Here is a 26,076-nt window from a genome sequence, read left to right as displayed (position 1 = left end):
GCGGCTCTGGCAATTTGAAGTTGCAAGAGCCGCAATCCCTGTGCATCGAAGGGGCAGAAAAAAATTAGAAATCATGGCAGACAAGGAAGATAAGAACGAAGAGAACGTCGGCGGAAAATTCTACGTGGACAGCCAGTGTATCGACTGTGATCTCTGCCGTGAGACCGCGCCGAGCAACTTTACCCGTGCTGATGACGAGGGTTACTCCTTTGTTTTCAAACAGCCGGAGAACGACGAGGAAATCGAGCAGTGCCAAGAGGCAATGGAAGGCTGCCCTGTCGAAGCGATCGGCGAAGACGGCGAGGATTAATTTCCATGGCTGCACCCCGCAGAAATAAACCAACTCGGCGGGAAGGAATTCATGAGGATCTCATGCAAGAGTGGCTTGGCTGTGAAAAGCCAACCAATCTCCGTGCCAATATCACAGAGGCAGGTGCACTCATAGACGGGATTCTCAAAGAGCAGTTTTTCGCCGATAGCCTCAATGAGGAAGAGGTAAAGGCTGTTTGGAAACAGGTTGCCGGAGATTTTATTGGTGCGCATACGGAGCCGGTTTCAGTGAAAGACGGTCATCTTGTTTTGCGCGTTACCCAGCCGGCGATGCGCTTTCATCTGGAACAGATGAAGCCTGAATTGCTGAAAAATGTCCAAAATCACTTGGGGAAACGTAAGATCAGATCGATCAGGTTCTCCTTGGGCTAGAAGTTTTTATACATGTTTAAGAATCTAATTTTTGATTGGTCCGGGACTCTTGTGGACGATTTGGGGCCAGTGATCGAGGCGACGAATGCGGTGCTCGAAAAATATGGGATCGCTCCGTATGACAGGGAGGGATTTCGACGGAATTTCCGCCTGCCCTATCGTGAATTTTACGAGGAGATCCTGCCGGGGATAGCACTTGAGGAGTTGGAGGATCATTTCCGTCCTGCATTCGATGGTGCCACCAGTTTGGTGACGGTGCTTCCGTTCGCTCGGGAGAAACTTGAATGGGCAAGGTCACGTGGCTTGAGGATGTTTGTCCTGACATCGATGGATCCAATCGCCTTTGCACGGCAGTTGGAGGAATTCGGGATGGGTGATTTCTTTGAGGCGACTTATTCCGGTGTGATGGATAAGCGGGAAATGATCGCGGAGATTCTCGGGAATCATGACCTGGTGAAAGATGAAACGGCCTTTGTGGGTGATATGACCCACGATGTGGAGACGGCGCGGCATGGAGGTATTTCTTCGATTGCGGTTCTGACCGGATATCAGCACGCGGAGGTTCTCGCAAATGTGCGGCCGGATATCACTGTTCCCGATCTGGGAGTGCTGGTGAAACTTTTTGATAAGCGCAGGGCGGAGCGACCGGTGGCGACTGTCGGTGCGCTGATCCACGACGGCTCCGGAAAAGTGCTGATGATTCGCACGCACAAGTGGAGCGATAAGTGGGGCATTCCCGGAGGAAAAATCGAGCGGGGGGAAGAAAGCGAGGCGGCTTTGGTGCGTGAAATCCGTGAGGAAACCGGATTGGAAATATCCGGTGTACGCTTTGTAATGGTACAGGACTGCATAGACTCGCCGGAGTTTTACCAGAGGGCGCATTTCCTGCTTTTGAATTACGTGGCCGAGGCCGCATCGCATGAGGTGACACTTAATGACGAGGCGGAGGAATACCAATGGGTGACTATTGCGGAGGCTCAAGCATTGGACCTGAACCAAGCAACAAGAACGCTGCTGGCGACTGTGGCGAAACAAAATTTTCTACTATGAATTCCGATGAAATCGAAATCCGCCGTCTTCAGGTAAGCACACACATCGGGGTGCCGGATGAGGAGCGTGCAACCGCCCAGAAAATCTGGATCAGTGTCTGGATGCGGCCAATCCAAGGGTTCGGCGGTTTGATGGATTCTGTCGAGAACACGGTTGATTATGCAAAGGTTGCCGGGGAGATCGAGCATTTGGCGGGGGCGAAGCCGCGTCATCTGATCGAGACGATGGCTACGGATGTGGCCGCGCTTCTGCTTAATGATTACCCGTTGAAATCAGTGACGGTAAAGGTGGAGAAGGAGATTTTACCGAACGCGGATTTCGTTTCCGTGAAGGTAAACAGGGATGCTTGAGTCCTTGTTACGAAAAGGTCACACCACGTTTTGAAAATTTCTGATAGCTTCCGCGCCAGATCATGAATCCAGATAAATTTACGCAGAATTTCGACCGTATCCGTGAAGACTATATTGACCAGTTTGATGAAGAACTGGAGATGGAGTTTGGAGAGTTCGAGGAGGAAAACCGCCACCACGGCGATGGCCAGGATCAATCAGCGGAGTTCCGCCGGACTTATTTCCGCGAGCTGTATCGTCTGCAGGTTGAGTTGGTGAAACTTCAGGACTGGGTGGTTCACACCGGTCACAAGATTGTGGTGCTCTTCGAGGGCCGGGACTCGGCTGGCAAAGGTGGAGTGATCAAGCGTATGACACAGCGTCTTAATCCGCGGATCTGCCGTGTGGCAGCACTTCCGGCGCCGAACAGCCGTGAAAGTACGCAGTGGTATTTCCAAAGATACGTTGAGCACCTTCCTGCCGCTGGCGAAATCGTTCTTTTCGACCGCAGCTGGTATAATCGCGCGGGTGTTGAGCGGGTGATGGGTTTTTGCTCGGATGATGAGTATCAGGAGTTTTTCCGCAGTGTTCCTGAATTTGAGAAGATGCTGATCCGATCAGGAATCCAAATTGTGAAATATTGGTTCTCCATCAGTGATGAGGAGCAAGAGTTCCGCTTCGAATGCCGGAATCATGATCCATTGAAGCAGTGGAAGTTGAGCCCGATGGATCTGGAATCCCGCAAGCGCTGGGAAGACTACACGAAGGCGAAAGAAGTGATGATCGAGCACACGCACATCCCTGAAGCACCGTGGAATGTGGTGCCTGCGGATGATAAGAAGAAGGCGCGGCTGAATTGTATTTCACATTTCCTTTCCCAGGTTCCCTACGAGTATGTGGAGCGGGAAATCGTAGCTCTTCCGGAGCGCGTCCATCACGATGACTACAAGCGGAAGCCTACGCCTGATACTTTCGTGGTCCCGCAGATTTTTTAGTTAGAGTTTCTCAACCAGGATTGTGATCCGCTGCCGGGTGCCGTTTCTGGTGTCCGTGGCGGACAATGTATGTGTGCCAGGGACTAATCGTGCTGTGGAATTGTCGATCTCAAGAGTTCCACAGCTCCAGGATGTGTATTGCGGAAGGTTTGTGACCAGCTTCACGGTGGCGTTGTTCCCCGGGATCTCAGGATCCAGAAGTATCATGGCGCCATCCCGGGGGCGCTCGATGGTCAGCGGGATCAAATCCTCGGAGGATTCATCTATGACGAGCTCCTTCCGGCGGGTGTTGAAGTCGCTTTCAAACCATTTCCGATACATCGCCGGTAGTTTTGCGCGCCCTTTCTGATCATAGTCTTCCGAGGTGGCGGCAGCGATATCGCGTGAGCGCGGGATCCATTCCTTTTGCTGGAACTTGTGGTCCACCCCTTGTGGAATTCTTTTTCCGTTCCGGATATCGATGGAGACGTTTTTCCCATCCGCGGGTGTTTCATACCAGGTGGGTGGGGTTTCCAGGTGGGCTCGGACCAGCACCCTGTGAAAAATAGGTCCGGCGCCGGAGATTCCGGAGATGTTTTTCATCGGTTGGTTTTCGAAATTTCCCGCCCAGACACCCACTGTGAATTCGGGGGTGTAGCCGATGCACCAGTTGTCGCGGAAATCAGAAGAAGTGCCGGTTTTCACCGCACAGCGGAAGGGGAGGTCGAGGGGGCCGCCACTAGAGAACGAAGGAGCCCGGGCTTGTGGATCCGAGAGGATATCCGAGATCATCCAAGCGAATGTCGGATCGATCAGCTGGCTGGAAACCGGGACTTCATGACTCATGAAAAGCTTCGTAGGGATGAAAGTTCCGCGACGGGCAAGGGTGGAGTAGGCATTGGCGAGTTCGAGTAGTTTCACCGGAGCATTCCCGATGGTCAGGCCGAGACCGTAGTGATCCGGTGATTCGGAAAGTGAGGAAATGCCAAGTGATTTGAGGAAATCGTAGAGCTGGGTTGCTCCTCCGAGCTTGTCGAGCTCGCGGAGGGCGGGGACGTTCAGCGAACACGCAAGGGCTTGGCGGATGGTGACCGGACCGCGGTATCTTCGATCATAGTTTTCCGGTAGTTGCAGGCCTTGTGCGGTGCGAAGCGGTGTGGGTATGTCCGCGATGATCGTGGACGGAAGATGCTGGAGGTATCGGAAACCCAATAGATAGGTAAAGGGCTTCAGGGTGGAACCGGGAGAGCGTGGACTGAGGGCTCCGTGGATCTGGCCGCCGCGTGAGTCCTTCCAATCCGCGGAAGAAACCATGGCCAAAATTTCGCCACTGCGATTATCTAGTAGGACGACGGCAGCGTGCCGCAGATTGGAGGATTTTAGCTTGGCTACTTCCTCGGTGACAATCTGCTCGATGTCTTCCTGAAGGGAAAGGTCGATCGTGGTCTGGGTATTGCCGGCATTCTGATTCAGCCATGGGGCGGATTCCTTTTCCAGGAGTGGGCGGAGGAGAATTTTTTCCGTCCGGGCTACTGAAATGGTGGAAGCATCGTATTCTTTATATTTTTCCAGGCGATCAAGGACGATCTGCCGCTTCCTTTGGGCGCGTAGCGGGTGTCGGATCGGATTGAACCAGGATGGTGCCTGGGGAAGACCGGCGAGCAGGGCGCATTCGCCGAGGGAGAGGTCGTCGAGCGGCTTTTGGAAATAGAAGCGGGCGGCTTCCTTGGGGCCGATGCGGAGGTTTCCGTAGTCGAGCTTGGCGAAGTAGGCTTCGAGAATCTGGTTTTTGTCCAAGGTCATTTCGATCCGGCGGGCGAGCAGTGCTTCACGGATTTTTGATTTCAGGTTTCGAGGGGCGGGAGGGGAGGTTAGTTTTGCCAGTTGTTGGGTTACGCTGGATCCGCCGGAGACAATTCTACGTTCCCGGAGACAATCAATCGCTGAGCGGATTGTGGCCATGATATCGATGCCGTGGTGCTGGCGGAAACGCTTGTCCTCCGCGGCGAGTGTGCAATCGATGAGTTCTGGAGGAATTTCAGTGATAGAAATAGGCAAGGATCTCGTGAAATCCGCTGCGACGAGGTGGCGGATGGGCCGGCCTTTGCGATCCAGGAGGACGGGTGAGCCTGCTTCTGCTTTTGTGAGTGAATCAGGAAATGGAATGGCCCATGGAAGGGCGAACCAGACGATTAAAAAGGAGGCGAGAGCTAGTGCGGTGAGCCTGGCGAAGTTTCTCCATTGGAAAATTTTGCAGAGTTTCGACTCGGTAGCCATGATGGGACCTTAGGGTAATAGGAAGCGGGGTGCAGTCACTTTTCACTTGGAAGATTGCGCCTTTGCGCTTGTTTAGAGGTCTCGTATGAAAAGAAAATTTTTATTCACCGGATTGATCGCCGCTTCCATGTTTTTTCAGTCAGCTGTAGCTGATGATACCCCGCTTGCGGAGCAGATGGAGCATTTGAATGATGCTTACAAGGCTATGCGCAGGGAGGAGGATCCAGCCAAAGGCTCCGCTCTCGCCCGTGAAGCGCAGGATGCGATGATCAAGGCGATCGCCGAGGTTCCTGAAATGGTTGCGAATATGCCAGATGGATCCGAAAAGGAGAAATCAGTGGCACTTTATCGGAAGATGATGGGCAACTTGATCGTGACTCTTGCGGATATGGAGTTGGCTTTCCACGACGGTGATATGGCGAAGGTTGCTGAAATGGTGGATGCGCTACGTGCCAGCAAAAAGGAAGGCCACAACAAGTTCATGGAGGAATAAGCCTCATTCAATTCTCATAAAAAAGGCCCGTCCGGATTTCTCGGAAGGGCCTTTTTGATTTTGAGAATTTTTTATTCCACGAGGATCCGGGAGCCTACTTTCACCTTGGAGTAGACGATCGGCATGGTGGCGCTTGGTCCGCGGATACAGGCGTGGGAGGCAGGGTAGCGGCGGACGTTGCCGATGTGGTGACCTACGCCGTCATTGGTGAGGCGCATCCAGTATTTCATGGGCGCACCCACGTATTTTCCACCTTCAGGGACTGTATCCGTCCTTGTGTCCGCATCGCTGTTCACGAGGTTGCCTTCCGCATCGTAGATTTTACCGTAGAGGTTGGAGCGCTTATCGATGATTTTTTCGATGATTTTATAATCACCCGGAGGTGTCGGACGGCTGGCGATGCCGGAGCAGACCGGGTAATCCATCACAACTTCTTCTCCATTCATGAGAAATGCGCGTTGCTTGGAGAGGCTTACCTTCACCCATGAATTCGATGAATTGGTCTCCGGAAGCTTCTGCACGTTTTTCCAGACGTTGTAAGTTTTCGGATAATTCTTTTCTGCCTTGAAGTGCTCGTAAGATCCTGGTTCATAAGGGTTTACGTAACCTTCTTCGGTCTTGGTGACTGTTGGGTCGACCGTTGGTTCGGTGGCACAACTGGCGAGGAAAGCCACAAGACCGAGCAGGGGGTAGAGGTAGATTTTATTGAACTTCATAGGAGGCATAAGTTTCGGGAATTGGCAGTAAAGCAATTTGCAGACCATTGCAACCCTTCTAATATGAGGCACACTGATACATCTTATTGCAAAGAATTGCCGGAAATGGTCTCCCAAGAATTAAAGAACAAGCTACGTGAAGTGCCTCATCAGCCGGGTGTCTATCTTATGAAAGACCGGCTGAACTCGATTATTTATGTGGGAAAAGCAAGAGATCTCAAGAAACGACTTTCGTCATACTTTACTCCTTCCAGAAAAACCCGGGCGAATCTGAAGACGCGGGCGCTTATGGATTCCATTCATGACTTTGATATACACATAGTTAGGAATGAGCAGGAATCGCTGCTTCTGGAGGGCAAGCTGATCAAGGATTACCGGCCGCGATACAATGTGGCTTTCAGGGATGATAAACGGTTCCTCCATGTGAAGGTAAAGCTGAGTGATCCGTATCCGCGCTTTGTCCCGGTGAGGACGAGGAAGGAAGATGGGTCCCGATATTTCGGGCCTTTCCCTCATTCCACGGCACTGCACGATACTTTGAACTGGATCAACCGCAGGCTCGGGTTGCGAGTATGCCGCCCGGTCAATCCCGGGGAGGTGGACTACAAACACTGCAATGCGGACATTATCCGCAATTGTTCCGCACCGTGCATCGGGCGGATTTCACAGGAGGAATATCTGGAGCGGGTGGAGGAGGCTTGTGTGATTCTGGAAGGAAAAGGCAAGAAGGCGATTTTCGATGAAATCATGACGGAAATGCAGGCTGCGGCGGAGGCGCTGGATTTCGAGAAGGCTGCAACTTTGCGCGATGTTCTTGAGAATTTACGCAAAACCCTTTCGCCGACCCGGCAATTTTCACGTGGCAGAGGAGTACCTACAACGGTGAAACCTACGGAGGATCTCGCTGATCTGGGGGAGGCGCTGGGGCTGGATGGACCGCCGAGGGTGATGGAGTGTTTCGATATCTCAAACGTGTCATCGAACCATATCGTGGCTTCTATGGTCCGGTTCACGAACGGTCAGCCGGATAATCAGAACTATCGCCGCTACCGGATCCGCACCGTGAAGGGGCAGGATGACTTCGCATCGATGGCCGAGGTGGTTTACCGGAGGTATTCGCGGATTCTGAGGGAAAATGTGAGTGAGGAGACCGAGCATTCACAGGAGTCCCTGATCGAATCCCAACGTAGACTGGCGAGTGAAGGAAAAGCGAAAATTATACTGCCGGATCTGGTGATCGTGGATGGCGGAAAAGGGCAGCTTTCGAGCGCGTTCAAGCAGCTGCGGGCGCTGGGTTTGCAGGAGCTACCGATTATCGGCCTGGCAAAACAGTTCGAGGAGGTGTTCTTTCCGGGTGAGTCGGAATCCTTACGTATCTCTCATGATCGCGGTGCTTTAAAGCTGCTACAGCGGATCCGGGATGAGGCCCATCGGTTTGCGAATGGATACAATGAGTTGCTTTATCGGAAACGGATGAAGGAAAGCCTGCTGGACGATGCGCCGGGGATGTCTCCTCGTCGGAAAGCCCTGCTGTTGAAGAAATTCGGGTCCCTGGCGAAAATCAAGGGTGCCACTCCCGAGGAGATCGGGACGATACCGGGAATTTCGGAAAAATTCGCGGAGGGGCTGTTGAAGTTCCTCGCCTAGAAATGCGGGTTCAGTCTTTCCATTGACCTTCTTTGCTTCCCTGAGTAACCAGTGCTCATGGAAAATGACCTACCACTCGCGATTGAGGCTGCCACCGAGGCAGGGAAGCTTCTCCGTAAGCATTTTGGAAAATCCCACACGGTCGATGAAGCGATGCACCACGATATCAAGCTCGCGCTTGATAAGGAATCGCAGGACTTGATTACAAATATTCTGCTTTCCGCACGTCCGACGGATGCACTTTACGGTGAAGAAGGAATTGCCGGTAATTCGGATTCCGGTCGCCAGTGGATAGTTGACCCGATTGATGGAACAGTGAACTTTTTCTATGGAATTCCGCATTTCTGCGTGTCCATCGCTCTGCGCGTGGATGATGTGATCGTACTCGGTGTGATCCACGATCCTATGGTTGGCGAGACCTGGACGATTGAGAAAGGCGGCGTGCCGAATCTCAATGGTGAGCCTGTAACTGTAAGCGACCGCGAAAAACTTGAGGAATCCGTGCTATTTGTAGGCTGCGGGAAAACCGAAGAGGCGCTCAAAACCGGTGTGGAGCGTTTCCGTAAGGCCTCGCTGCGTGCCCGTAAAATGCGTATGATGGGTTCTGCTGCCCTTGGTATGGCTTACATAAGCTGTGGCCGCCTGGATGCATATGTGGAAGCGTCCATTTCCCTCTGGGATATTGCGGCCGGCAAGTTGCTCATCGAAGCAGCTGGCGGAAGAGTTACTCTCACTCCAAGGGAAGATGATCCGGACAAATATTCGATCATCGCCACGAATGGCCTTATTCCGATTGAGGAAATTCTCTAAATTACTCTCCAGATGATCGGAATCGGATACGACGTTCACCAGTTCGCGGAAAACCGTCCGCTAATCCTGGGCGGGGTGGATATTCCACATACCCAAGGGCTCATGGGGCATTCGGATGCGGATGTCTTGTGCCATGCGATCGCGGATGCGGTGCTGGGAGCCATGGGGAAGCCCGATATAGGGCATTATTTCCCGCCGGGTGAGGATTTCTGTAAGGATATCTCTTCGCTAAAAATTCTGGAGAAATGCCGCGAACTGCTTGCCGAGGAGAATCTGAAGCTAATCAATGTGGACTCCACTTTGATCGCGGAAGCTCCGAAGGTATTGCCTCATCGTGAGGCAATGCAGAAAAATATCGGTGAAGCGCTGGGCATCCCCGCGCAGCGTGTGGGGATAAAGGCTACGACCAATGAGACCATGGGCTTTGTCGGGCGGAAGGAAGGGATCGCTGCGATGGCGGTAGCCCAAGTGGAGTGATTTCCATTGGCTTTATCCTGAAATCCGCCGTCTCTGGAAGAATGTGCAGTCTAGTCGCTTGCCATCTTCTTTGGAATTTCGTGCCTAGTGATCAGACTTTTTCCTTCAAATGCTTCTTCAAGACACTCTGACCCGCTCGCAAAAGCAGCTTTCACCGATCGATGGTAAAACTTTCCGGTTTTATTGCTGCGGTCCTACGGTTTATGGCCCGGCGCACATTGGTAATTTCCGCACATTTGTAATGCAGGACGTATTTCGCAGGGCATTGGAGACCGGCGGAACGCGGACGCTACATGTGCGAAATCTGACGGATGTGGATGATAAAACGATCCGTGATTCCCAGGCCGCGGGGAAGTCGCTCAAGGCGTTTACCGATCAATGGCGCGATAAGTTTCATCGAGATTGCGAGGCACTTGCGTGCTTGCCACCGCACATCGAGCCTTCCGCGGTGGAGCATATCCCTCAGCAGATCGCTATGATCGAGACGCTTATCGAGAAGGGCAATGCCTATACCTCCGAGGATGGCTCGGTGTATTTTAAGATCTCTTCCTTTCCCGGCTATGGAAAACTTTCCCATCTCGATGAGCGTGAGCTGGATCTAGGGAAAACACAGAATGAGCGGGCAAATTCCGACGAGTATGAGAAAGACAGCATTTCTGACTTCGTGCTGTGGAAGGCGCGGCGTGATGAGGATGGTGAAAATTTCTGGGAATCGCCTTGGGGGCAGGGCCGTCCCGGCTGGCATCTGGAATGTTCCGCGATGATCGCCGAATATTTGGGTGATACCTTTGATATGCATTCCGGTGGGGTGGATCTGGTATTTCCGCACCACGACAATGAGATTGCGCAAAGTCAGTGTGCTTGCGGCGGGGATTTTGCCGCGCACTGGTTCCACATCGCGCATTTGTTGGTGGATGGAGGAAAAATGTCCAAGTCGATCGGTAATATGTATACCTTGGCTGACCTGAAAGAGAAGGGTTTCACTCCGATGGAGGTGCGCTATGTGCTGATCGGCGCGCATTACCGGAAGCCGCTCAACTTTACTTTGGATTCCCTTTCTGGGGCGAAGGAAGCGCTCGCAAAATTGGCGAAGGCCGCAGCGAAACTCGCTGACAACATTGGCTCGGAAATGTCTCTTCCTTCGGCTGATTTCGGTCCATTTCAGGCTGCATGGGATTCACTCAATGATGACCTCAATACTCCGGGCGCTCTCGGCGGTATTTTTACCGGTCTACGTGAGGCAACCAAACTCAGCGGAAAAGATGCTGCGGCTGCTTTGGCGGGTCTGAACCGGATACTGAAGGCTCTGGGAATCACGCTGCCTGAAATTTTAGAAGATACGGCGGAAATCCCTGCCGATATCGAAAAAATTGCGGAAACCCGTTGGGCAGCGCGCAGCGGCAAGGACTGGGCCACCTCCGATAAGCTCCGTGACGAGCTGCAGGAGCTGGGTTGGAGTGTGAAGGACGGAAAAGACGGCTATAAACTGACGAAGATCTAGCGGAGAATGTCCCACTCGGATTACTGCGGCGAATCCTGCGCCCCCGAAGGAGAGCATGAATCCGCCGCAGCCCATCCGCTAACCACGGGAATGCGAAATAGTCAGCGGAAAACGTGCCATTGGGCGTAATTCCAGCATTTCTTAATCTAACAGTTGAGGTCATCGTGCCTTGCCTAAAGTTTATGGTTTCAAGTTTGCCAGTCTTTGTCCAATTTCCCGGCCCGCACCATGACCGCATCAGAGATCCGCACCTCCTTTCTGGAATTTTTTCGTAATAAACAGCACACCATCGTGCCGTCCGCATCCTTGTTGCCGCAGTCTCCGGGCTTGCTGTTCACCAATGCGGGAATGAATCAATTCGTGCCTTATTTCCTGGGAACCGAAAAGGCCCCCTACGAGTATCCTCGTGCAACGGACACGCAGAAATGCATCCGAGCGGGAGGAAAGCACAACGATCTGGAGGATGTTGGCTACGATACCTATCACCACACATTCTTCGAAATGCTGGGGAACTGGTCTTTCGGTGATTATTTCAAAAAGGAAGCTATCGAGTGGGGCTGGGAGTTGATCGTGGAGCACTGGGGCGTACCAGCGGAGCGTCTTTATGCCACGGTCTACGCGCCAGGTGAGGGTGATCCATCTGATTTCGATCAGGATGCCTGGGATCTCTGGGCAGAACTTTTCAGAAGCAAGGGGCTGGATCCGGCGGTTCACATTGTGAACGGAAATGTGAAAGATAATTTCTGGATGATGGGCGAAACCGGTCCGTGCGGCCCGTGCTCCGAGCTTCACGTGGATCTCACTCCAAACGCCGACTCCGGCGGTAAACTGGTAAACATGGATTCCGATCTGTGCATCGAGATCTGGAATCTGGTTTTCATCCAGTACAACGCGGAGGCTGATGGCACTTTCCGTGATCTGCCGGCCAAGCACGTCGATACCGGGATGGGCTTTGAGCGCGCTTGCTCGCTGATTCAGAATACAAAAGGATTTACCGATTTTTCCAAGAAGCCGACGAACTATGCGACGGATGTGTTCCAGCCGATTTTCAGGAAACTGGAAGAACTGAGCGGAAAAATCTATACGGATATTTATCCGGAGCCGGGAGCGGATCGCTCGGCGTTCACCGAGGAGATGAAGACTGCTGTGGCATTCCGGGTGATCACAGACCACTTGCGTACACTTTCGTTCTCGATCGCGGACGGTATCATGCCGGGTAACAATGGCCGGAACTACGTGTTGCGCCGTATCCTGCGCCGTGCGGTGCGCTACGGGCGCCAGCTCGGATTTTCCGGTGAAAAGCCATTTTTCGGGAATCTGCTAACTGCACTTGTCGAGCAGATGGGCGATGTATTCCCGGAGCTAAAGGCTCGTGAGGAAGCGGTGCGCAAGACTCTTGAAAACGAAGAGACCAGCTTCAATCAAACGCTGGACCGGGGGCTTAGGAGGTTTGAGGACGTTACTGCGGAGATCGGCCACGATGAGCTTTCCGGAGACGTGGCGTTCCAGCTTTACGATACCTACGGCTTCCCTATCGATCTTACCGAACTGCTTTGTGCGGAGCGTGGTCTGAAGGTGGATATGCCACGGTTCGAGAAATTGATGGATCAGCAGAGGAAGAAAGCCCAGGCGGCGCAGAAATCGACCATCGTGCGTGCACTCGATGTATCCTCTGAGGCGGAAACCGAGTTTGTCGGTTTTGAGAAAGACGAGATCAGCGCGGAAATTCTGGAGATTCACCAGCAGGATGATTCGCTGTTCGTGATCACGGATAAGACTGTTTTCTTTGCTGAAATGGGTGGTCAGGCAGGGGATAGCGGAGTCCTGAAATCAGGGTCGAATGAGATCGAGATTGCCGGCATCCAGCAGGTAGGTAAGGCCAAAGCGCACATTGTCGATGCTAACGCGGATCTAAAAGTAGGAGATAAAGTTTCACTCTCATTGGATACATCGCGCCGCCGTCCGATCGAGGCTCATCACTCAGCCACTCACCTTCTCCACTGGGCACTGCATGAGGTTGTTTCCAAGGATGCGGCCCAGCAGGGATCTTCCGTGGATGAAAATCGTTTACGTTTTGATTTTAACAGCGCGGCGCTGACTTCCGAAGATTTGCAACTGATGGAGGAAATGGTCAACGGCGCCATCAAACAGGGAATGCAGGTTTCCTGGACAGAAGTGGAGCATGCCTCAATCAAAGGTCGGGAGGACATCATGCAGTTCTTCGGTGATAAATACGGCGATGTCGTGCGCGTTGTCCAAATAGGTGGAGAGGCCCACCAGTTGGATGGTCCTGCCATGGAGCTCTGCGGGGGCACTCATGTCCGGAACACGAAAGAGATCGGTCTATTTAAAATTAAATCCGAAGGGGCTATCGCTTCGGGTGTGCGCCGCATTGAAGCGGTCTGCGGCGACAGTGCGTGGAGCTACCTGAACGAAGCCGTGGAAAGCTGGAGCAGTGAGCTGGATACAGCCCGCGAGAAACTCAAGATTGCCAACGAAAAACTGGCAGAGCTGGGAGAAGATCCCGAGACCGTGAACGACTTCCCGCACATCATGGGTGCCATGCTCGCCGAGCGGGCGGACATTACCGAGATCAACGCAACCTTCGCCCATGGTCACCGTACGCTTGAGGAGACAAAAGCGGCGGGAATCGAAGCCGAAAAGCGCATCAAGAAGCTTCAGTCCTCACAAGCTGCCAAGCTTGCGGATGAGGCTCTCTCGGTGCTCATCGAAAATGGTGGGCCGATCATTGAAAGCTTTGAGGCGGATGCCTCATTGCTGCAGGAATTGCAAAACGGGCTGAAAAAGAGAGCCTTCGCAGGTGCCGCACTTTTGATAGTGGATGACGGATCCAAACTGCATCTGGCAGTTCATTGCGGTCCGGATGCAATTTCCAAAGGACTCAAGGCTGGCATGATCCTCAAAGCACTCGCCGAACTAGGGGGCGGAAAAGGCGGTGGAAAGCCGGATCAGGCAAGAGGAGCCGCACCACAACGCGAAAAGCTGGAGGAGATGAAGATAGGCATGAGATCGCTTCTGTAATAGTTCTAGTACTAACCTAACTCCAAAAAAACTCGGGCGATAGAAATAGACTTGACCAAAGTTGCATCGATTAACAATTTGATACCGATTTTCTGCCAAAAACCTCCAACATTATCAATGAACCCAACCTTCCTTCAAAAAGCATTCAAACAGACGAAACTAAGTGTGTTCGTCTTAATCACAGCACTCGCACTGAATGGTTGTGGTGGCGGTGGAGGAAGTAGTAATACGACCGGCGTAGCCCCCCAGTCTCTGGATAGTGTTACGATTAGGTTTTTCTCATCAATGCAGCTTCTGTTTGAGGCTACTGGTGTAAGTGGTGGCCAAGAGAGCGGCTCAGTGACTTACACTCAGTTACTGGAGACTTTTAGTACAACGCTTGATGTGAATGGAAGTCAGTCGACTACTTCCGTTGCTACGCCAGACACCATGTCCGGAGTCCGGTATGTCTACACGCCGACATCTGGAGATTCAGGTCAGTTGGTAATTAACTTTAGCTCGGCTTCCTTTGATGATCTTTCTACTTTTCGCCGTACTTCATTTTCGAGCAATACAATACTAATATCTATTGGAGAGCCTCACAGGATTTTCAGTGACGCGGGAGTCAATACGATCACGTTCGATATCCTTTTCACATCAAATGGAGCAAGCATTACCGGAGCCACAATCCGGACCGAGGACATCGATGTTAACAGCAATAACTCCATTTATGCTGATCGTACGATTAACAGCGGATTGAACGCTTCTGGAACAGTCGATAACGACGTAGTCACATTCGCTCTCAACGGAAGCGCTTTGCCAGCAGGTTATAGTCCCAATTTTGATGCAAATGCGATCCTAAGCGGAGTTCCTACAACCTTGGTCGACAGGACTATCGTTCTCAACGGAGTAACTCCAAATCTACGTATAGCGTTCAACTCAAATAGCGCAGGGGTTGCCACACCTGCTCTCTCTACCGCTGAAATCGTGGAAGAGAGCGGTTCCATACTGATGACTGAGGATGGTGCTACTACTGGTGCCGCTGACGGTGCATACGCATATACAAGGATTGGTGGCGCTCTGTCTGAACTTGGTATTCAGACAACCAACATCTCTGGAACCAATTCTACGATCCCCTCTGCAGCGGTTATTTATACCTTGAATTTCAATAACCTGACCTACACAGGATCAGACGGGACCTCAGGTGCATTTACCGATGAGGGTGCCCGGACTACTGGTACATTGTAATTATCCAACTTGCCCCGCCTTTCTCGTCGGCAAGACAGCAGTAATGAGATATCCAGCTTTTTGCACAATGTCTCAGATGCTGGCTGTTCTAGCTCTGCTCTTTCTGCCTGGTTGCGTTGATAAGAAATTACAGGAGGATCTTGATCTTATAAATAGTAACCTAGTTTCTGAGAACGAAAATTTATCTAGGTTGTTACAGTCAGATAGTCGCCAAAGAATCTCCTGGAATGATGCGAAGAGTCAGCTCTTACAAAAAAATGTTCAGATCATAAGGTCCCAGGATCGAATTGATCAGTTGAATAAAGCAAAGCAAGAGAGGTGGAAAACGTGGCTACCATCGGTGACTTTCTTTGCTTCGATCGACAAGGGGCTGACAGAGTTGGGAGATATATCTTTCTCTGATCTGAACGCGTCGGCTATAGCTCCCCTTCGTATTCCCAATCCATTTTCCGAGAGAGCTGTCGCCTTCGAACTTGCCCTGAGACTAAAGCAGGCGGAGCTGAGTCATGACCTCGTGGTCCGACAGCAAATTATTTCGCTATATCGACTGTTTCTTAGAACGGAAAGTTTGGAAAATAATTCCGGCGAGGATACCGGTAGCGGAGAGAGTCTGAGTTCCGAACTACAAGCGCTGAGAGTTAGAAAGGGTCGCGAAAACGAGCTAAAGGCGGTGCAGGCTAATCTCAGCACTATTCTTAATAGCCCCGGACTTACAGCTCTACCGGCGCCTGGGACGAGGCCCAAGTTGGATTATTCTCGAAGAATCGATATTTTAAAGCCGGGTAAAAATTATGGAAGGACCGCTATTACTTTTTCGACGTACCTAGTACAAGCAGCAATTTTGAACGAGAAGGGAATCAAATTGCAGCGGTGGCCCGGTTTTTCGCTAAATGCCAGTTCTCCGCCATTGTATGACTCTCGCCGGGATGATTCTTTTGGCGCGACAGATTTCGAGGACGCACTTCTCTTCGGAAGCACCAGTAAAACCTACGAATTTACCGGTCAGGAAGCTGAAGCGGTGGAAACTGCGGAGGAGAATGTAGAACTAGTAAAGCAACAGGCTCTATTGAACTTGGATAGAGACACGAGGGCATGGCTACGTGTGAAAAGTAATTACAAGGGGCTACAAGCTCAGCGGGAAGCCCTGCAATTTCGACTGAAGTCGGTCGGTAAAAATACGGACTCTGCTATAGGGGCTACAGCGAAGCTTGATGCAGTCCGTAGCTCGCAATCTGCTTTAAGAGATTTAGAGCTTCAAATTAAGGATCTGGAGACTCAAATATGGCTTTGGGATGATGAGAAATGGAAATGATGAATAGGATAGCATACTTTATCTCAATCTTAACAATCGCTTTCTGTTTGTCGCCCCACGATATCTTCGCGCAGGAGATGGAAAAGACGCCTGATTTGGAGTCGTTTGAGGTGGGTGATCGAATCTGGCTTTCCACTGTATCTGGAACGGTCACGATAGATCCGGTGCAGCAACTGGAGGCCTTCACACCGGGGCGGATTTCTTGGCTTGTTGAGGAGGGCGCAATGGTAAAAGAAGACCAAGAACTTTTTCGAGTGAACGCAGAAGCGATAGAGCTTTCCGAGAGGGATCTAGCACTACGCGAGAAGAAGTTTAAGAATGATGTTGAGGATCTGACTTGGGCGGTGGATGAGCAGAAACAGGGCCTTAGAGCCACCCTCAAGGAGCTGGAAGATTCGCTTCTCGAACTTGAATTGAGTCCCGGAGAGATTGAGGCGTTGGGGCCGGATGTAACCCGGGAGCTAGAAACGGAGAAAAGAAGGGTGGAAAAGTCGCTTCAAATGAAGCGGGAGCGTTTCGAAAGCGATTATTTTGAAGCAAATCTTGATACTGAAATCAAGGAGCTGGAGCTGGAGCTGGACCAGGCAGACTTCAAACACCGGGAGATAGTTCAACAAGCTACCGTCAAAGCACTTTCGGATGGAATGGTGACTATTACCCAAAGTGATGTTTCGGGACAACCTCCATTAAAGGTAGGTGAATTAACAACTCTGGGAGTTGCTGAATGTAGGATACAGCTCACTGAACCCCGTTCTAGGAATGCAGCCAAGGAAGACCTGATGATTACGGTCCAAGGGTCCGATGGTGTGCTGTTCGAGGGTCTTTTTGAAAGGGAGGAACCTTTTATTTTGGGTCAGAGTAGCACCGCTACCATGATCTTCAGACTCGAAAGTGATGAGACCAAACCAAGTAGAGAAGCCCTTGATGGGGAACAAATTGTTCGGCTCTATCTGAAACTGAGCGAACCAGCGTCCCTCATACAAAAAGAGCCCTTTCTTCTGAAGCACACGAAGGAAATACAGGAGCTAGGATGGAAAGGTTTTTTGCAGAGTATGTGGCCGGATGCAGAAGTTGTGTACATCGGACCAAGGGTCATTGCAGTTAGGCGCAAGGAATGAAGATCGAATGTAAGAATCTCTGTTATCGGTATCCGAAGACGACAGAAAATGTGCTGGATGACTTCAACATGAGTTTCAGCTGTAAAACCACGATTCTGAAAGGTTATTCAGGTTGCGGAAAGAGCACGCTTTTACGTCTGATCGGAGGGCTACTTCTTCCTCGCTCCGGTGAGGTGAAAGTTGAGTCGCTGTCTGCCGTGGATTCTACCCGATATCTTAGGAAGGAGATGTCTTTTGTTTTCCAAAGTCTGAATCTATTGCCTCTTGCCAGTGTGAGTAGGAACATCCGGATCAGCGCTCAGATCGCCGGAGTCGACATTGCGTATGGTGAGTCCTGGTTGGAGCGGCTGGGGTTGGAGGAATTTAGAGATCGCTCTGTTGAGAAGCTTTCTGGAGGACAAAAGCAAAGGGTTGCAATTGCCCGGGCACTGGCGAAGAAGCCACAGGTCCTCCTGTTAGATGAGCCGACTTCCGGACTGGATGATGAAAATACTGACATTATCAAGAAGGCGGTAGAGGATTTTGTATCAAACAAAGAAACGATCTGTGTCATTGCCACCCACGATTCGAGATTAAATGCCTTAGCTGATGAACTGGTTGATTTTCATACATTCCTATCTAATCCGCAATAGCCTGCGGAGATGGGTGGAGCAACCGTTGTCGCTAATCAGCAAGGTGACGGTTGCCGCATTACTGGGCATATTTACCACACTTGTATTGGCTGGTATTAGAGGACTGGGCAATGAGCTGGATAAGAGACTTCTCGATAAGGAGATTCTCACTGCCTACATTGCTGAAACATATTCTGCATCGGAAGCGCTGGAGGAAATCAGTTCGATCGGGCCATCCTCATCGTTTTGGAATGATATCGTAGGAAAACAGACTGTTGTTTATCAGTCGACTGCCACTGCGGATACCGGCCAGCAAGAAGGTCTACCAATTCTCGCAGTTGATTCGATTGAGGCGGAAGGTCTGGTAGATGATTTTTATCTGCTTAGCAACCAGCGTCCGAAAGACCAGGTTGTAGGGTTTTCAATAGGTGCATTTGCCTCGGAGGCTCTGGTAAAACCCATTCCAGAAAAGTTTCAATTTGCTCTCCTTTCGCGACCCGGAATCTTGGCTGACTTTGATCGGTTATCACCTCTATTTGCGCGTGGATATACCAAAACCGTAGTGCTGGAGGCGCAGAATATTTCTCAGCTGGAGAGGGTTCAGGATATGACCGATACCTTGAGAATCGTCGAGGGGCGCCGTATGTTCTTAAGGAGCAATTTGCCGATTCTGAGAGAGATTGAGAAGATTCGTAAGCTTCAATCAACTGCGCTTGTGGTGGTGACGTTTCTGTCCTCTGCAATTCTTGGCCTTATTTTCGGAAGCCTGGCTTGGCTGGAATTCCGCGAGGAACGTTACGTTCTAGCACTGATTCGGAGCTTTGGTGTAAGGTCCAGCTCTCTTGTGGTTCACTCACTGCTGGAGAACTGTTTCATCGCCGTTTCGGGGGTAATAGCCGGTGTCTCGGGACTGCATTTTTTGAGCAATGCGCTACTGAAGACCAATAGCTCAATGCTGGTGCTTATGCCTGACATAGATCTGCTCACATCAGATACTTATGTTTTGATCCTCGGCTCACTGATAGGGGGGCTTCTGGCTGCAATCCCTGTATTCGTAGGACTTCGGAAGCCGCTGGGGCTGGTTCTTACCTGAGGCTAGAATTTCTCATCCATGAGTTTTTCACGGCGCTCGCGAACCAGGCGGACCACGAGGGCTGTCCAACCGGTCTGGTGGGAGGCGCCGAGACCTTCTCCTGTTTCTCCGTGGAAATACTCGTGGAACAGAACGAGATCCGCCCAATTCGGATCGTCCGAGTAGCGTTTGGAAATATCGCTATCACCGTAACAAGGACGGTAGCCGTCTTTGTTTCTGGTAAAGAGTGAGATAAGTCGATCGCAGATATCGATGGCGACCTCGCGAAGTGTGACTTCGTTTCCTGAGCCGGTAGGATACTCAATTTTGAAGGAGTTTCCGTAGAAGTAGTGATACCGCTCCAATGCTTCGATGAGAATGAAGTTGGTAGGGAACCAGATGGGACCACGCCAGTTGGAGTTTCCGCCGAACATGTCTGTGGTGGCTTCGCCCGGAGTGTATTGCACCTGGTGGGTGGAGCCGGCGTATTGGAATACGAAGGGCTTTTCGAAATGGGCTTTCGATAGAGAGCGGATTCCGAAATCCGAGAGGAACTCATCGGTGGAGAGCATGTAGGAAAGGCTCTGGCGGAGGCGCTCTTTGGACGGGATCGCCAATAGGATGCGGCCGGAGTTTTTCTCTCCCTCCACGCGATTGACGCTGACGTATTTGAGCAGGTCAGGCTTGTTGACCAGGAACCAGTCCATGCGTTTCCGGAAGCCGGGGAGTGCATCGATGGTCTTTTGCTTGATAACGGTGACGGCACTGAGTGGAAGGAGGCCTACGAGTGAGCGGATGCGGAGAGGGATCGGAGCTTCGTCCGCGACAATGAGCTGATCGTAGTAAAATTGATCCTGAACGTCCCACAGACCGTTTCCGCCGAGGGTATTGATGGCATCGCAGATGTTTACGAAGTGTTCGAAAAACTTGGAAGCGATGTCCTCGTAGGCTGGTTTGGTGAGGGCTAATTCCAATGCCATGGAGAGCATGGTGAGGCAGTAAAAGCCCATCCAGGCTGTGCCATCCGCCTGCTGCAGGTGGCCGCCGCCGGGGAGTGCGTGTGAGCGATCGAAAACTCCGATGTTATCCAAGCCAAGGAAGCCGCCGCCAAATACGTGACGGCCATCGAGGTCTTTCCGGTTTACCCACCATGTGAAGTTCAGAAGAAGTTTCTGGAATGCTTTTTCGAGGAATAGTAGGTCGCGGTTTCCTTTGCTATCCGCGATTTTGTAGACACGCCATACGGACCATGCGTGAACGGGTGGATTCACGTCCGAGAAGTTCCACTCGTAGGCCGGAAGCTGACCGTTCGGGTGCATATACCACTCGCGGAGGAGGAGCAGGAGCTGGTGTTTTGTGAAGGCCGAATCCACTGCGCAGAAAGGCAACATGTGGAAGGCGGTGTCCCAGGCCGCGAACCATGGGTATTCCCACTTGTCCGGCATGGAGAGAATGTTTTTCGCGTAGAAATGGCGCCAGTCGTTGTTACGGCCGGTCGAGCGGTTGGCCGGCGGGGTGGGCATGTCCTTGTCGCCCTTCAGCCAATCTTCCACTGAGTAGTAGAAGAATTGTTTGGTCCAGAGGAGGCCGGCGTAGCCTTGGCGGCAGACCAGTTCCTCATCGGCGGAAATTCCTTTCGGGATAATCTCACTGTAAAACTCGTTTGCCTCGTTGATGCGTTCTTCGAACGTTTCGTTGCATTGCTCGAGCTGATCGCAACCGTTTGCCTCATCCACGTGATGCAGGCGGCAGCGGACTGTAACGGTCTCTCCGGGCGCGACGAGAAACATGAAATGCGCGGCGGATTTCGTGCCTTTTTGATCAGGAGAAACCGCATTTTTTTCCTTATCGACGATGTGGCGGTGGAATGCGTCCTTGGTGTAGGGGGTGGTGTTTTTCCTGCTTCCGAGGGCTTCGTGGTTGGTTTCGTTTTCCGTGAAGAGCCATTTCGGCTTCACTGCCTTTCCATCGGCATCGGCAAAGAACCTGAACTTGCCAAGTGTCTGGTGATCGATGAACAGGCCGTCCCCATTCATCTCTATGCTTGGCTTGATGGCCGGGGCTTCCGGATCGATATCGAATGCCCAGGTGTTTCTCAACCAGACTGTAGGAAGTAGGTGCAGTGGAGCTGCGACGTCCGCGTGGTTCGTGATTTTGATTCTCCAGAGGATGTCCTGCGGACTGCGTTTTGCGACTTCCTGAGTGACATCGAAGTAGCGGTTTCTATCGAACAGGCCCATATCGGCGAGCTCGAGTTCGGGGCCGGTTCTGCCGAGTTTCTCGTTTTCGAGGCGGATTTCCGTGTAGGGATATCTACCCTGGGGGTATTTGTAGAGTGCCTTGGTGTAAGAGTGGGTGGGTGTGGAATCCAGGTAGTAGTAGCACTCCTTTACGTCCTCCCCGTGGTTGCCTTCGTTTCCGCCGAGTCCGAAGAGGCGTTCCTTGAGAATATCGTCCTTCCCGTTCCAGAGAGCAGGGGAAAAACAGAGGCGGCAGCCGCGGTCCGACCAGCCTTGTAGTCCGTCTTCGCCCCAACGGTAGGCTTTGCGGCGTGCGTGATCATGTGGGAAGGCCGCCCAGGCGTTTCCATGGTCCGAGTAGTCTTCACGAACAGTTCCCCACTGACGCTCGCTGAGATAAGGGCCCCAGCGTTTCCAGTTCTGGGTTCTTTTCTCTTCTTCGGCGAGTCTGATTTTTTCCTGATTCATGTGGGGCTGTCGGCTGGAGGGTTAACACGGATTTTGGAGATTGCGAAGATCGATACTACGGAAAAATCTAACAGAAAAAGGTGCTCTACGTATGGGTTGCTTTAGTGTCGCAGATGGCGTGCCGATTACTTAGGCGGATTAAATTAGAAAGCAAACGACCGTATTCTTCAGTTTGGTGTGCGGTGAGGTCCAGGCGGAGTCTCCAATTTGCCTGGCCCGAGGTGCCCGGGCTATTGATTCTGGTTTTGAGGGCGAAGAGATCCGTAATCATCAGGACGGCGTAGCGGGACTCGGCCGAAAGGAGGGATTTTATGAGACGCCAATGGATGCAATCCGAGTAGGGGGGCCAGTTATTATCGCCGGCGATCGGGATTCCGGAGAAGCCGGCAAGCAGGCGGAGGGTGTGGGCGGAGGCTTCGGACGCCCAGTAGTTGTGTTCGCTTGGTTCTTCGCGTTGTTTCCGTATGGCGGTGCGGCAGTTTTCCCAGATCTTGCAGATGGAATCGTGATCGTGGGTGGAAAATGCAGCGAAGGAGGTTTCCGGTAAATTATCCCCCATGACGGGTGAGCCGTCCGCGTAACTATCCCAGTGCGGGATGCGGTAGCCTGCTATGTTCAGTTCCGCGAGGTGAGGACGCACATATTCCGGGACCCAGCCGAGGTCTTCCGCGATAATTTCTGCGCTGCCTGCGGCGTCGAGAATGGCGCGGAGGCGGTGGTTGCCGGTGGCGCGGTTGGCGGCTTTGTTTTCCTGAGTGTCGTCGGGGTGCTCAAACCACCTCGGGAGTCTGCCTTGGCTTTTTGCAGCGGCTTCTTCGTGGCTGATGCCGATATATTCGTGATTCCTGCGGGGATGCCAGGGGAAGCCGTAGATTCGATAGAAGCCTAGAATGTGATCTATCCGGAAGATGCTGAAAATTTCCGTGAGGTGCGCGATACGGGCGCGCCACCATGCGAAGCCGTTTTTCTCCATGGCCTGCCAATTGTAGAGTGGAATTCCCCAGTTCTGGCCCCATTCGTGGATAAACGGATTTTCCGGGCAGAATCCTTCCGCTGCGGTGCCTCCGAACCAATCTGTGTGGAATACCTCGCGGTTGAAAAACACGTCCGATGAATGGAATGAAACGCCGATGGGGATATCTCCCATGAGTTTTACGTTTTTCTGATCCGCATATAGGCGGAGTGCTGTCCATTGCTGGAAACACAGCCACTGCACGTAGGCGAAGTAGTCGAGGCGGGATTGGGTGTGTAGTGGGTTTTCCTCGCTAGGTTTCTTTAGAAATTTACGTGCGGATTCGGGTGTGCGGTGCTCTTCCGGCCAGAGATCCCAGGTCTGGCCGGGGGGATTCAGCTCGATGAGGAGCTTGAAGAGGCAGTAGTCCGGGAGCCAGGATTGGTGAGTTTTCCTGAAAGCGGAGAAATCTTCTTCGCAGGATGCGGATGGTTTTGCTGAAAAGCGGGAAAAGGAGATTTCGAGCAGTCGGTTTTTCGCAGCGCGGACGGCGGGGTAGTCGACCTGATCCGCTCCGAGTCTATCTCCGAGTATTGCGCGGGTGGCGTCTATATCCTCTTGGGTGAGGCAGGGGATTTCCCCAGGCTCGATTGAGAGGTAGATTGGATCCAGGGCTGCGGATGAAATGGCAGAGTAAGGGCTTTCATCCGTGCCGTTCTCGTTGATAGGAAGTAGTTGTAGAAATCCGACATGGAAGCGGGATGCCCAATCGACCCATGACCGAATACCCATGGTATCGCCAATTCCAAGGTCTCCACAGCGACGGGTGGAAAATGCCGGGAGAAGAATTCCTGCGGTGCGCATGTCACGGAGTGAAGCGGGAAAGGCGAGACTCCGAAACCATCAAATTGTGACGTCTGGTCGCAGGATGATTTCGCCCTCCTTCATCACTCCAGCACGGTGGAGGCGTGCAATTGCCGCTTCCTCGATAGGGCTTTCCGGGCCGATGGCGAAGCGGATGAACTTCAAGAGGTTCGTGGTGACAGGTTTCAATATATGCAGCGAAGGATGGCCGAGGCCGATCATGTCCTGATAGTCGGTGGGCAGGGATGCCAATGCAGACTGGAAAAGAAGGCTGTAAGCGGGAAGTGAGGTGACGGGTAGGGGTGGATTTTTGATCCAGTGTATTACTTCCCGCGTCTCTTCGTTTACCATGAGTTCCGGGCGGTAGCGGTCGAGCGTTTCAAGCATTTCAGCCTCGCTCAGGGGGGCATTGTCGAGACCGAGAGGTTTCACGGATCTGGCCCAGAGGCGGATATACTCGTCTGCGCCGCCGGGGATCGGGCGGGTGGAAAATGCCTGGTGGGAGCGCAGGAAAGACTCCATGAATGCGATGTGAACCCAGCGTAGGAGGTGGGGATCAGCGGCGCGGTAGTCGATGGTTTTTCCGGCAGAGGTTTTGTATTTTCCCTTCACATGCTGGTGCATCTGGTTCACGCGGTCCGCTTCCTTGCCGGTGGATGCCGTGGAAGCGAATGTAGTAACAGTGAGCCAGCGGATGGTGCCTGAAAGCCTGCCAAGTGGCTCGTTCTTATAACGGGAGTGGCTGCGGACTCCGGTGAGGCTGCCGGGATGAAGTGCCTGCATGAGGAGGGCGCGGATACCCCCGACCAATGTCCCAAGATCCGCGTGAACAATCCATGGTGCTTCATCAGGTAGGAATAGGCCGGCATCGTTGCTGGCCTGGACGGCGGGGAGCCACGGAGGGACTCCATCGGGATCACCGGTGAGGAGTATGCGGAACCGCTTGGAGAAAAATTCCTGGAGGGGAGTGTTTTGCAAGATAGAAGGATGCTAGCGCATGGTCGGTAAATTGCAAAGGTGGTGGATGATGTCGAAACGGAGCGTTTTGTCGTGCCGGGATGAGGGTGTGATGCTTAGATTTTTGGATGAATGGAAACCCAATTTCACGTCGCCCGTTTCTTAAAACTGCCATTGCCGCGGGGCTGGCCACAACACTGACGAAGGGGCAGGAGAAAGAGATGAAGCGGAAGAAAGTCGGATGGGCTTTGGTGGGGCTAAGCAGTCTTTGCCAAAGGAAGATTGGCCCGGCTTTTCTGAAAACGAAGAATTCCCGGTTGGCTGGGATTGTGACCGGCACGCCGGAGAAGGCGGCGGAGTGGCAGAAAAAATATGAGGTAGAGGATAGCGGGGTGTATAATTATGACAACTTTGACGAAATAATCGATAATCCGGACATCGATGTGGTTTATATCGTTTTGCCGAATTCAATGCACAAGGAATACGCATTGAGGGCGGCGAAGGCGGGGAAGCATGTGTATGTGGAGAAGCCAATGGCTGTTACTCCGGAGGATTGCAGGGAGATGATTGCCGCGTGTGAAGAGGCGGGGGTTAAACTGGGGGTAGCTTATAGGTTGCAGTTCGAGCCGCATCACATGGAGGCAATTCGGTTTGCAAGGGAGAAGGTTTTCGGGGAGGTGAGGCACATCGACGCTGGTTTTGCATTCCGGGCGCAGGATGCGAATGCGTGGAGAATGAAGAAAGAATACGGGGGAGGTGCGATGCTGGATGTGGGGGTGTATGCGATCCAAGGGGTGAGGTATATTTTCGGTGAAGAACCGGAGACTGTGACCGCGCTGGGAACCAAGACGGATAAAGAGAAGTTCGCGGAAGTAGATGAGACGACGAGCTACACGATGAAATTTCCTTCCGGGAAGACGGCGAATCTTTTTACGTCCTTCAATCTGCCGGGCTACAACCGGCTGACTGCATTCGCGGACAAGGGGAGGTTTGGCCTGGAGCCGTGCTTCGGGACCCAGGGGCAGAAGGGCTGGACTTCAGATCCGAAAGTGCCGCTGGATTTTCCACAGACGGATCACTTTCAGGTGCAGATGGATTTGTTCTCCGAGGCGATCCTGGAAGGGAAGGAATGGAAGGTCGACGGGACGGAGGGTCTACGCGATCACCTGGTGATCGAGGCTGTTCTCAAGTCTGTCGAGAGCGGAAAAGCGGAGACTGTGGGCAAGGTTTGAACGGC

The 26,076-nt window shown here is 52.3% G+C and carries 22 protein-coding genes; 17 read left to right on the top strand and 5 right to left on the bottom strand.

Annotated features, from left to right (window positions below; all coding sequences use genetic code 11):
- Positions 1-73 precede the first annotated feature (73 nt).
- The 5 genes from AAGA79_RS13205 to ppk2 all read left to right on the top strand — a co-directional run bounded on the left by AAGA79_RS13205 (position 74) and on the right by ppk2 (position 3,076).
- Positions 74-310: a ferredoxin gene (locus AAGA79_RS13205; protein ID WP_411826278.1), complete on the top strand. Its 237-nt coding sequence runs from the start codon at positions 74-76 to the stop codon at positions 308-310.
- Positions 311-315: 5 nt separating this feature from the next.
- Positions 316-702 carry a DUF721 domain-containing protein gene (locus tag AAGA79_RS13200; protein ID WP_411826277.1) on the top strand — a complete coding sequence of 129 codons (387 nt, stop codon included), beginning with the start codon at positions 316-318 and terminating at the stop codon, positions 700-702.
- A gap of 12 nt (positions 703-714) precedes the next feature.
- Positions 715-1,752, top strand: coding sequence for an NUDIX domain-containing protein (locus AAGA79_RS13195; protein ID WP_411826276.1), 1,038 nt, complete (start codon positions 715-717; stop codon positions 1,750-1,752).
- The gene (locus tag AAGA79_RS13190) at positions 1,749-2,102 is read left to right on the top strand and encodes a dihydroneopterin aldolase (RefSeq protein WP_411826275.1); all 354 of its coding nucleotides are present in this window, start codon (positions 1,749-1,751) and stop codon (positions 2,100-2,102) included. The genes AAGA79_RS13195 and AAGA79_RS13190 overlap by 4 nt, the downstream gene beginning before the upstream one ends.
- Positions 2,103-2,164: 62 nt before the next feature.
- Complete coding sequence (gene ppk2, locus AAGA79_RS13185) at positions 2,165-3,076, top strand: polyphosphate kinase 2 (protein ID WP_411826274.1); 912 nt, start codon at positions 2,165-2,167, stop codon at positions 3,074-3,076.
- Here ppk2 and pbpC read toward each other — a convergent pair whose 3' ends face one another.
- Positions 3,077-5,332 (bottom strand): penicillin-binding protein 1C, encoded by a 2,256-nt coding sequence (gene pbpC, locus AAGA79_RS13180; protein ID WP_411826273.1) that lies wholly within the window; start codon positions 5,330-5,332, stop codon positions 3,077-3,079.
- Positions 5,333-5,417: 85 nt separating this feature from the next.
- Between pbpC and AAGA79_RS13175 the strand changes: the two genes are divergently transcribed.
- A complete protein-coding gene (locus AAGA79_RS13175; protein ID WP_411826272.1) occupies positions 5,418-5,825 on the top strand; it encodes a cytochrome b562 in 408 nt (135 codons plus the stop codon).
- Positions 5,826-5,896: 71 nt separating this feature from the next.
- On the opposite strand, the gene AAGA79_RS13170 is transcribed toward AAGA79_RS13175, so the two are convergent.
- Entirely contained in the window at positions 5,897-6,550 is a 654-nt protein-coding gene (locus tag AAGA79_RS13170) for a L,D-transpeptidase family protein (RefSeq protein WP_411826271.1), read from the bottom strand.
- Between the two features lie 96 nt (positions 6,551-6,646).
- Here AAGA79_RS13170 and AAGA79_RS13165 point away from each other — a divergent pair, with 96 nt between their 5' ends.
- The 10 genes from AAGA79_RS13165 (at position 6,647) to AAGA79_RS13120 (ending at position 19,379) form a co-directional block, all read left to right on the top strand.
- On the top strand, positions 6,647-8,188 hold the full coding sequence (locus tag AAGA79_RS13165) for an excinuclease ABC subunit UvrC (RefSeq protein WP_411826270.1): 1,542 nt from the start codon (positions 6,647-6,649) through the stop codon (positions 8,186-8,188).
- Positions 8,189-8,245: 57 nt separating this feature from the next.
- A complete protein-coding gene (locus tag AAGA79_RS13160) occupies positions 8,246-8,998 on the top strand; it encodes an inositol monophosphatase family protein (protein ID WP_411826269.1) in 753 nt (250 codons plus the stop codon).
- Positions 8,999-9,010: 12 nt separating this feature from the next.
- The gene (gene ispF / locus AAGA79_RS13155; protein ID WP_411826268.1) at positions 9,011-9,475 is read left to right on the top strand and encodes a 2-C-methyl-D-erythritol 2,4-cyclodiphosphate synthase; all 465 of its coding nucleotides are present in this window, start codon (positions 9,011-9,013) and stop codon (positions 9,473-9,475) included.
- A 109-nt stretch (positions 9,476-9,584) separates the two neighbouring features.
- Positions 9,585-10,976 carry a cysteine--tRNA ligase gene (cysS, locus tag AAGA79_RS13150; protein WP_411826267.1) on the top strand — a complete coding sequence of 464 codons (1,392 nt, stop codon included), beginning with the start codon at positions 9,585-9,587 and terminating at the stop codon, positions 10,974-10,976.
- A gap of 204 nt (positions 10,977-11,180) precedes the next feature.
- Positions 11,181-14,018 carry an alanine--tRNA ligase gene (alaS, locus tag AAGA79_RS13145; protein WP_411826266.1) on the top strand — a complete coding sequence of 946 codons (2,838 nt, stop codon included), beginning with the start codon at positions 11,181-11,183 and terminating at the stop codon, positions 14,016-14,018.
- Between the two features lie 117 nt (positions 14,019-14,135).
- Positions 14,136-15,245 carry a hypothetical protein gene (locus AAGA79_RS13140; protein ID WP_411826265.1) on the top strand — a complete coding sequence of 370 codons (1,110 nt, stop codon included), beginning with the start codon at positions 14,136-14,138 and terminating at the stop codon, positions 15,243-15,245.
- 67 nt (positions 15,246-15,312) lie between these two features.
- Positions 15,313-16,557 carry a hypothetical protein gene (locus AAGA79_RS13135; protein WP_411826264.1) on the top strand — a complete coding sequence of 415 codons (1,245 nt, stop codon included), beginning with the start codon at positions 15,313-15,315 and terminating at the stop codon, positions 16,555-16,557.
- Complete coding sequence (locus AAGA79_RS13130; RefSeq protein WP_411826263.1) at positions 16,548-17,675, top strand: hypothetical protein; 1,128 nt, start codon at positions 16,548-16,550, stop codon at positions 17,673-17,675. The genes AAGA79_RS13135 and AAGA79_RS13130 overlap by 10 nt, the downstream gene beginning before the upstream one ends.
- Before the next feature lie 50 nt (positions 17,676-17,725).
- The gene (locus AAGA79_RS13125; protein WP_411826262.1) at positions 17,726-18,307 is read left to right on the top strand and encodes an ATP-binding cassette domain-containing protein; all 582 of its coding nucleotides are present in this window, start codon (positions 17,726-17,728) and stop codon (positions 18,305-18,307) included.
- Positions 18,264-19,379 carry an FtsX-like permease family protein gene (locus tag AAGA79_RS13120; RefSeq protein WP_411826261.1) on the top strand — a complete coding sequence of 372 codons (1,116 nt, stop codon included), beginning with the start codon at positions 18,264-18,266 and terminating at the stop codon, positions 19,377-19,379. Before AAGA79_RS13125 ends, AAGA79_RS13120 begins: the two co-directional genes overlap by 44 nt.
- 2 nt (positions 19,380-19,381) lie before the next feature.
- Here the strand turns inward: AAGA79_RS13120 and AAGA79_RS13115 are convergent, their stop codons facing one another.
- The 3 genes from AAGA79_RS13115 to AAGA79_RS13105 all read right to left on the bottom strand — a co-directional run bounded on the left by AAGA79_RS13115 (position 19,382) and on the right by AAGA79_RS13105 (position 24,860).
- Complete coding sequence (locus tag AAGA79_RS13115; RefSeq protein ID WP_411826260.1) at positions 19,382-22,066, bottom strand: MGH1-like glycoside hydrolase domain-containing protein; 2,685 nt, start codon at positions 22,064-22,066, stop codon at positions 19,382-19,384.
- A gap of 85 nt (positions 22,067-22,151) precedes the next feature.
- On the bottom strand, positions 22,152-23,882 hold the full coding sequence (locus AAGA79_RS13110) for a 4-alpha-glucanotransferase (protein WP_411826259.1): 1,731 nt from the start codon (positions 23,880-23,882) through the stop codon (positions 22,152-22,154).
- 39 nt (positions 23,883-23,921) lie between these two features.
- The gene (locus tag AAGA79_RS13105) at positions 23,922-24,860 is read right to left on the bottom strand and encodes an oxygenase MpaB family protein (protein ID WP_411826258.1); all 939 of its coding nucleotides are present in this window, start codon (positions 24,858-24,860) and stop codon (positions 23,922-23,924) included.
- Between the two features lie 107 nt (positions 24,861-24,967).
- On the opposite strand from AAGA79_RS13105, the gene AAGA79_RS13100 reads away from it, so the two are divergent.
- Positions 24,968-26,071: a Gfo/Idh/MocA family protein gene (locus tag AAGA79_RS13100; protein WP_411826257.1), complete on the top strand. Its 1,104-nt coding sequence runs from the start codon at positions 24,968-24,970 to the stop codon at positions 26,069-26,071.
- Positions 26,072-26,076 lie beyond the last annotated feature (5 nt).

The sequence above is a fragment of the Luteolibacter sp. AS25 genome, from assembly GCF_046736275.1.
In the GTDB taxonomy this organism is placed as follows: Bacteria; Verrucomicrobiota; Verrucomicrobiia; order Verrucomicrobiales; family Akkermansiaceae; genus Luteolibacter.
This window is presented reverse-complemented; position numbering and strand designations above follow the sequence as displayed.

Coding starts and splice junctions, on each gene's coding strand:
- pbpC (WP_411826273.1), bottom strand. CDS start 5,332: ATGGCTACCGAGTCGAAACTCTGCAAAATTTTCCAATGGAGAAACTTC.
- AAGA79_RS13110 (WP_411826259.1), bottom strand. CDS start 23,882: ATGCGCACCGCAGGAATTCTTCTCCCGGCATTTTCCACCCGTCGCTGT.
- AAGA79_RS13160 (WP_411826269.1), top strand. CDS start 8,246: ATGGAAAATGACCTACCACTCGCGATTGAGGCTGCCACCGAGGCAGGG.
- AAGA79_RS13130 (WP_411826263.1), top strand. CDS start 16,548: ATGGAAATGATGAATAGGATAGCATACTTTATCTCAATCTTAACAATC.
- AAGA79_RS13165 (WP_411826270.1), top strand. CDS start 6,647: ATGGTCTCCCAAGAATTAAAGAACAAGCTACGTGAAGTGCCTCATCAG.
- AAGA79_RS13120 (WP_411826261.1), top strand. CDS start 18,264: ATGAACTGGTTGATTTTCATACATTCCTATCTAATCCGCAATAGCCTG.
- AAGA79_RS13135 (WP_411826264.1), top strand. CDS start 15,313: ATGTCTCAGATGCTGGCTGTTCTAGCTCTGCTCTTTCTGCCTGGTTGC.
- AAGA79_RS13100 (WP_411826257.1), top strand. CDS start 24,968: ATGAATGGAAACCCAATTTCACGTCGCCCGTTTCTTAAAACTGCCATT.
- AAGA79_RS13190 (WP_411826275.1), top strand. CDS start 1,749: ATGAATTCCGATGAAATCGAAATCCGCCGTCTTCAGGTAAGCACACAC.
- AAGA79_RS13170 (WP_411826271.1), bottom strand. CDS start 6,550: ATGCCTCCTATGAAGTTCAATAAAATCTACCTCTACCCCCTGCTCGGT.
- AAGA79_RS13195 (WP_411826276.1), top strand. CDS start 715: ATGTTTAAGAATCTAATTTTTGATTGGTCCGGGACTCTTGTGGACGAT.
- AAGA79_RS13175 (WP_411826272.1), top strand. CDS start 5,418: ATGAAAAGAAAATTTTTATTCACCGGATTGATCGCCGCTTCCATGTTT.
- AAGA79_RS13205 (WP_411826278.1), top strand. CDS start 74: ATGGCAGACAAGGAAGATAAGAACGAAGAGAACGTCGGCGGAAAATTC.
- AAGA79_RS13115 (WP_411826260.1), bottom strand. CDS start 22,066: ATGAATCAGGAAAAAATCAGACTCGCCGAAGAAGAGAAAAGAACCCAG.
- AAGA79_RS13140 (WP_411826265.1), top strand. CDS start 14,136: ATGAACCCAACCTTCCTTCAAAAAGCATTCAAACAGACGAAACTAAGT.
- cysS (WP_411826267.1), top strand. CDS start 9,585: ATGCTTCTTCAAGACACTCTGACCCGCTCGCAAAAGCAGCTTTCACCG.
- AAGA79_RS13200 (WP_411826277.1), top strand. CDS start 316: ATGGCTGCACCCCGCAGAAATAAACCAACTCGGCGGGAAGGAATTCAT.
- ppk2 (WP_411826274.1), top strand. CDS start 2,165: ATGAATCCAGATAAATTTACGCAGAATTTCGACCGTATCCGTGAAGAC.
- ispF (WP_411826268.1), top strand. CDS start 9,011: ATGATCGGAATCGGATACGACGTTCACCAGTTCGCGGAAAACCGTCCG.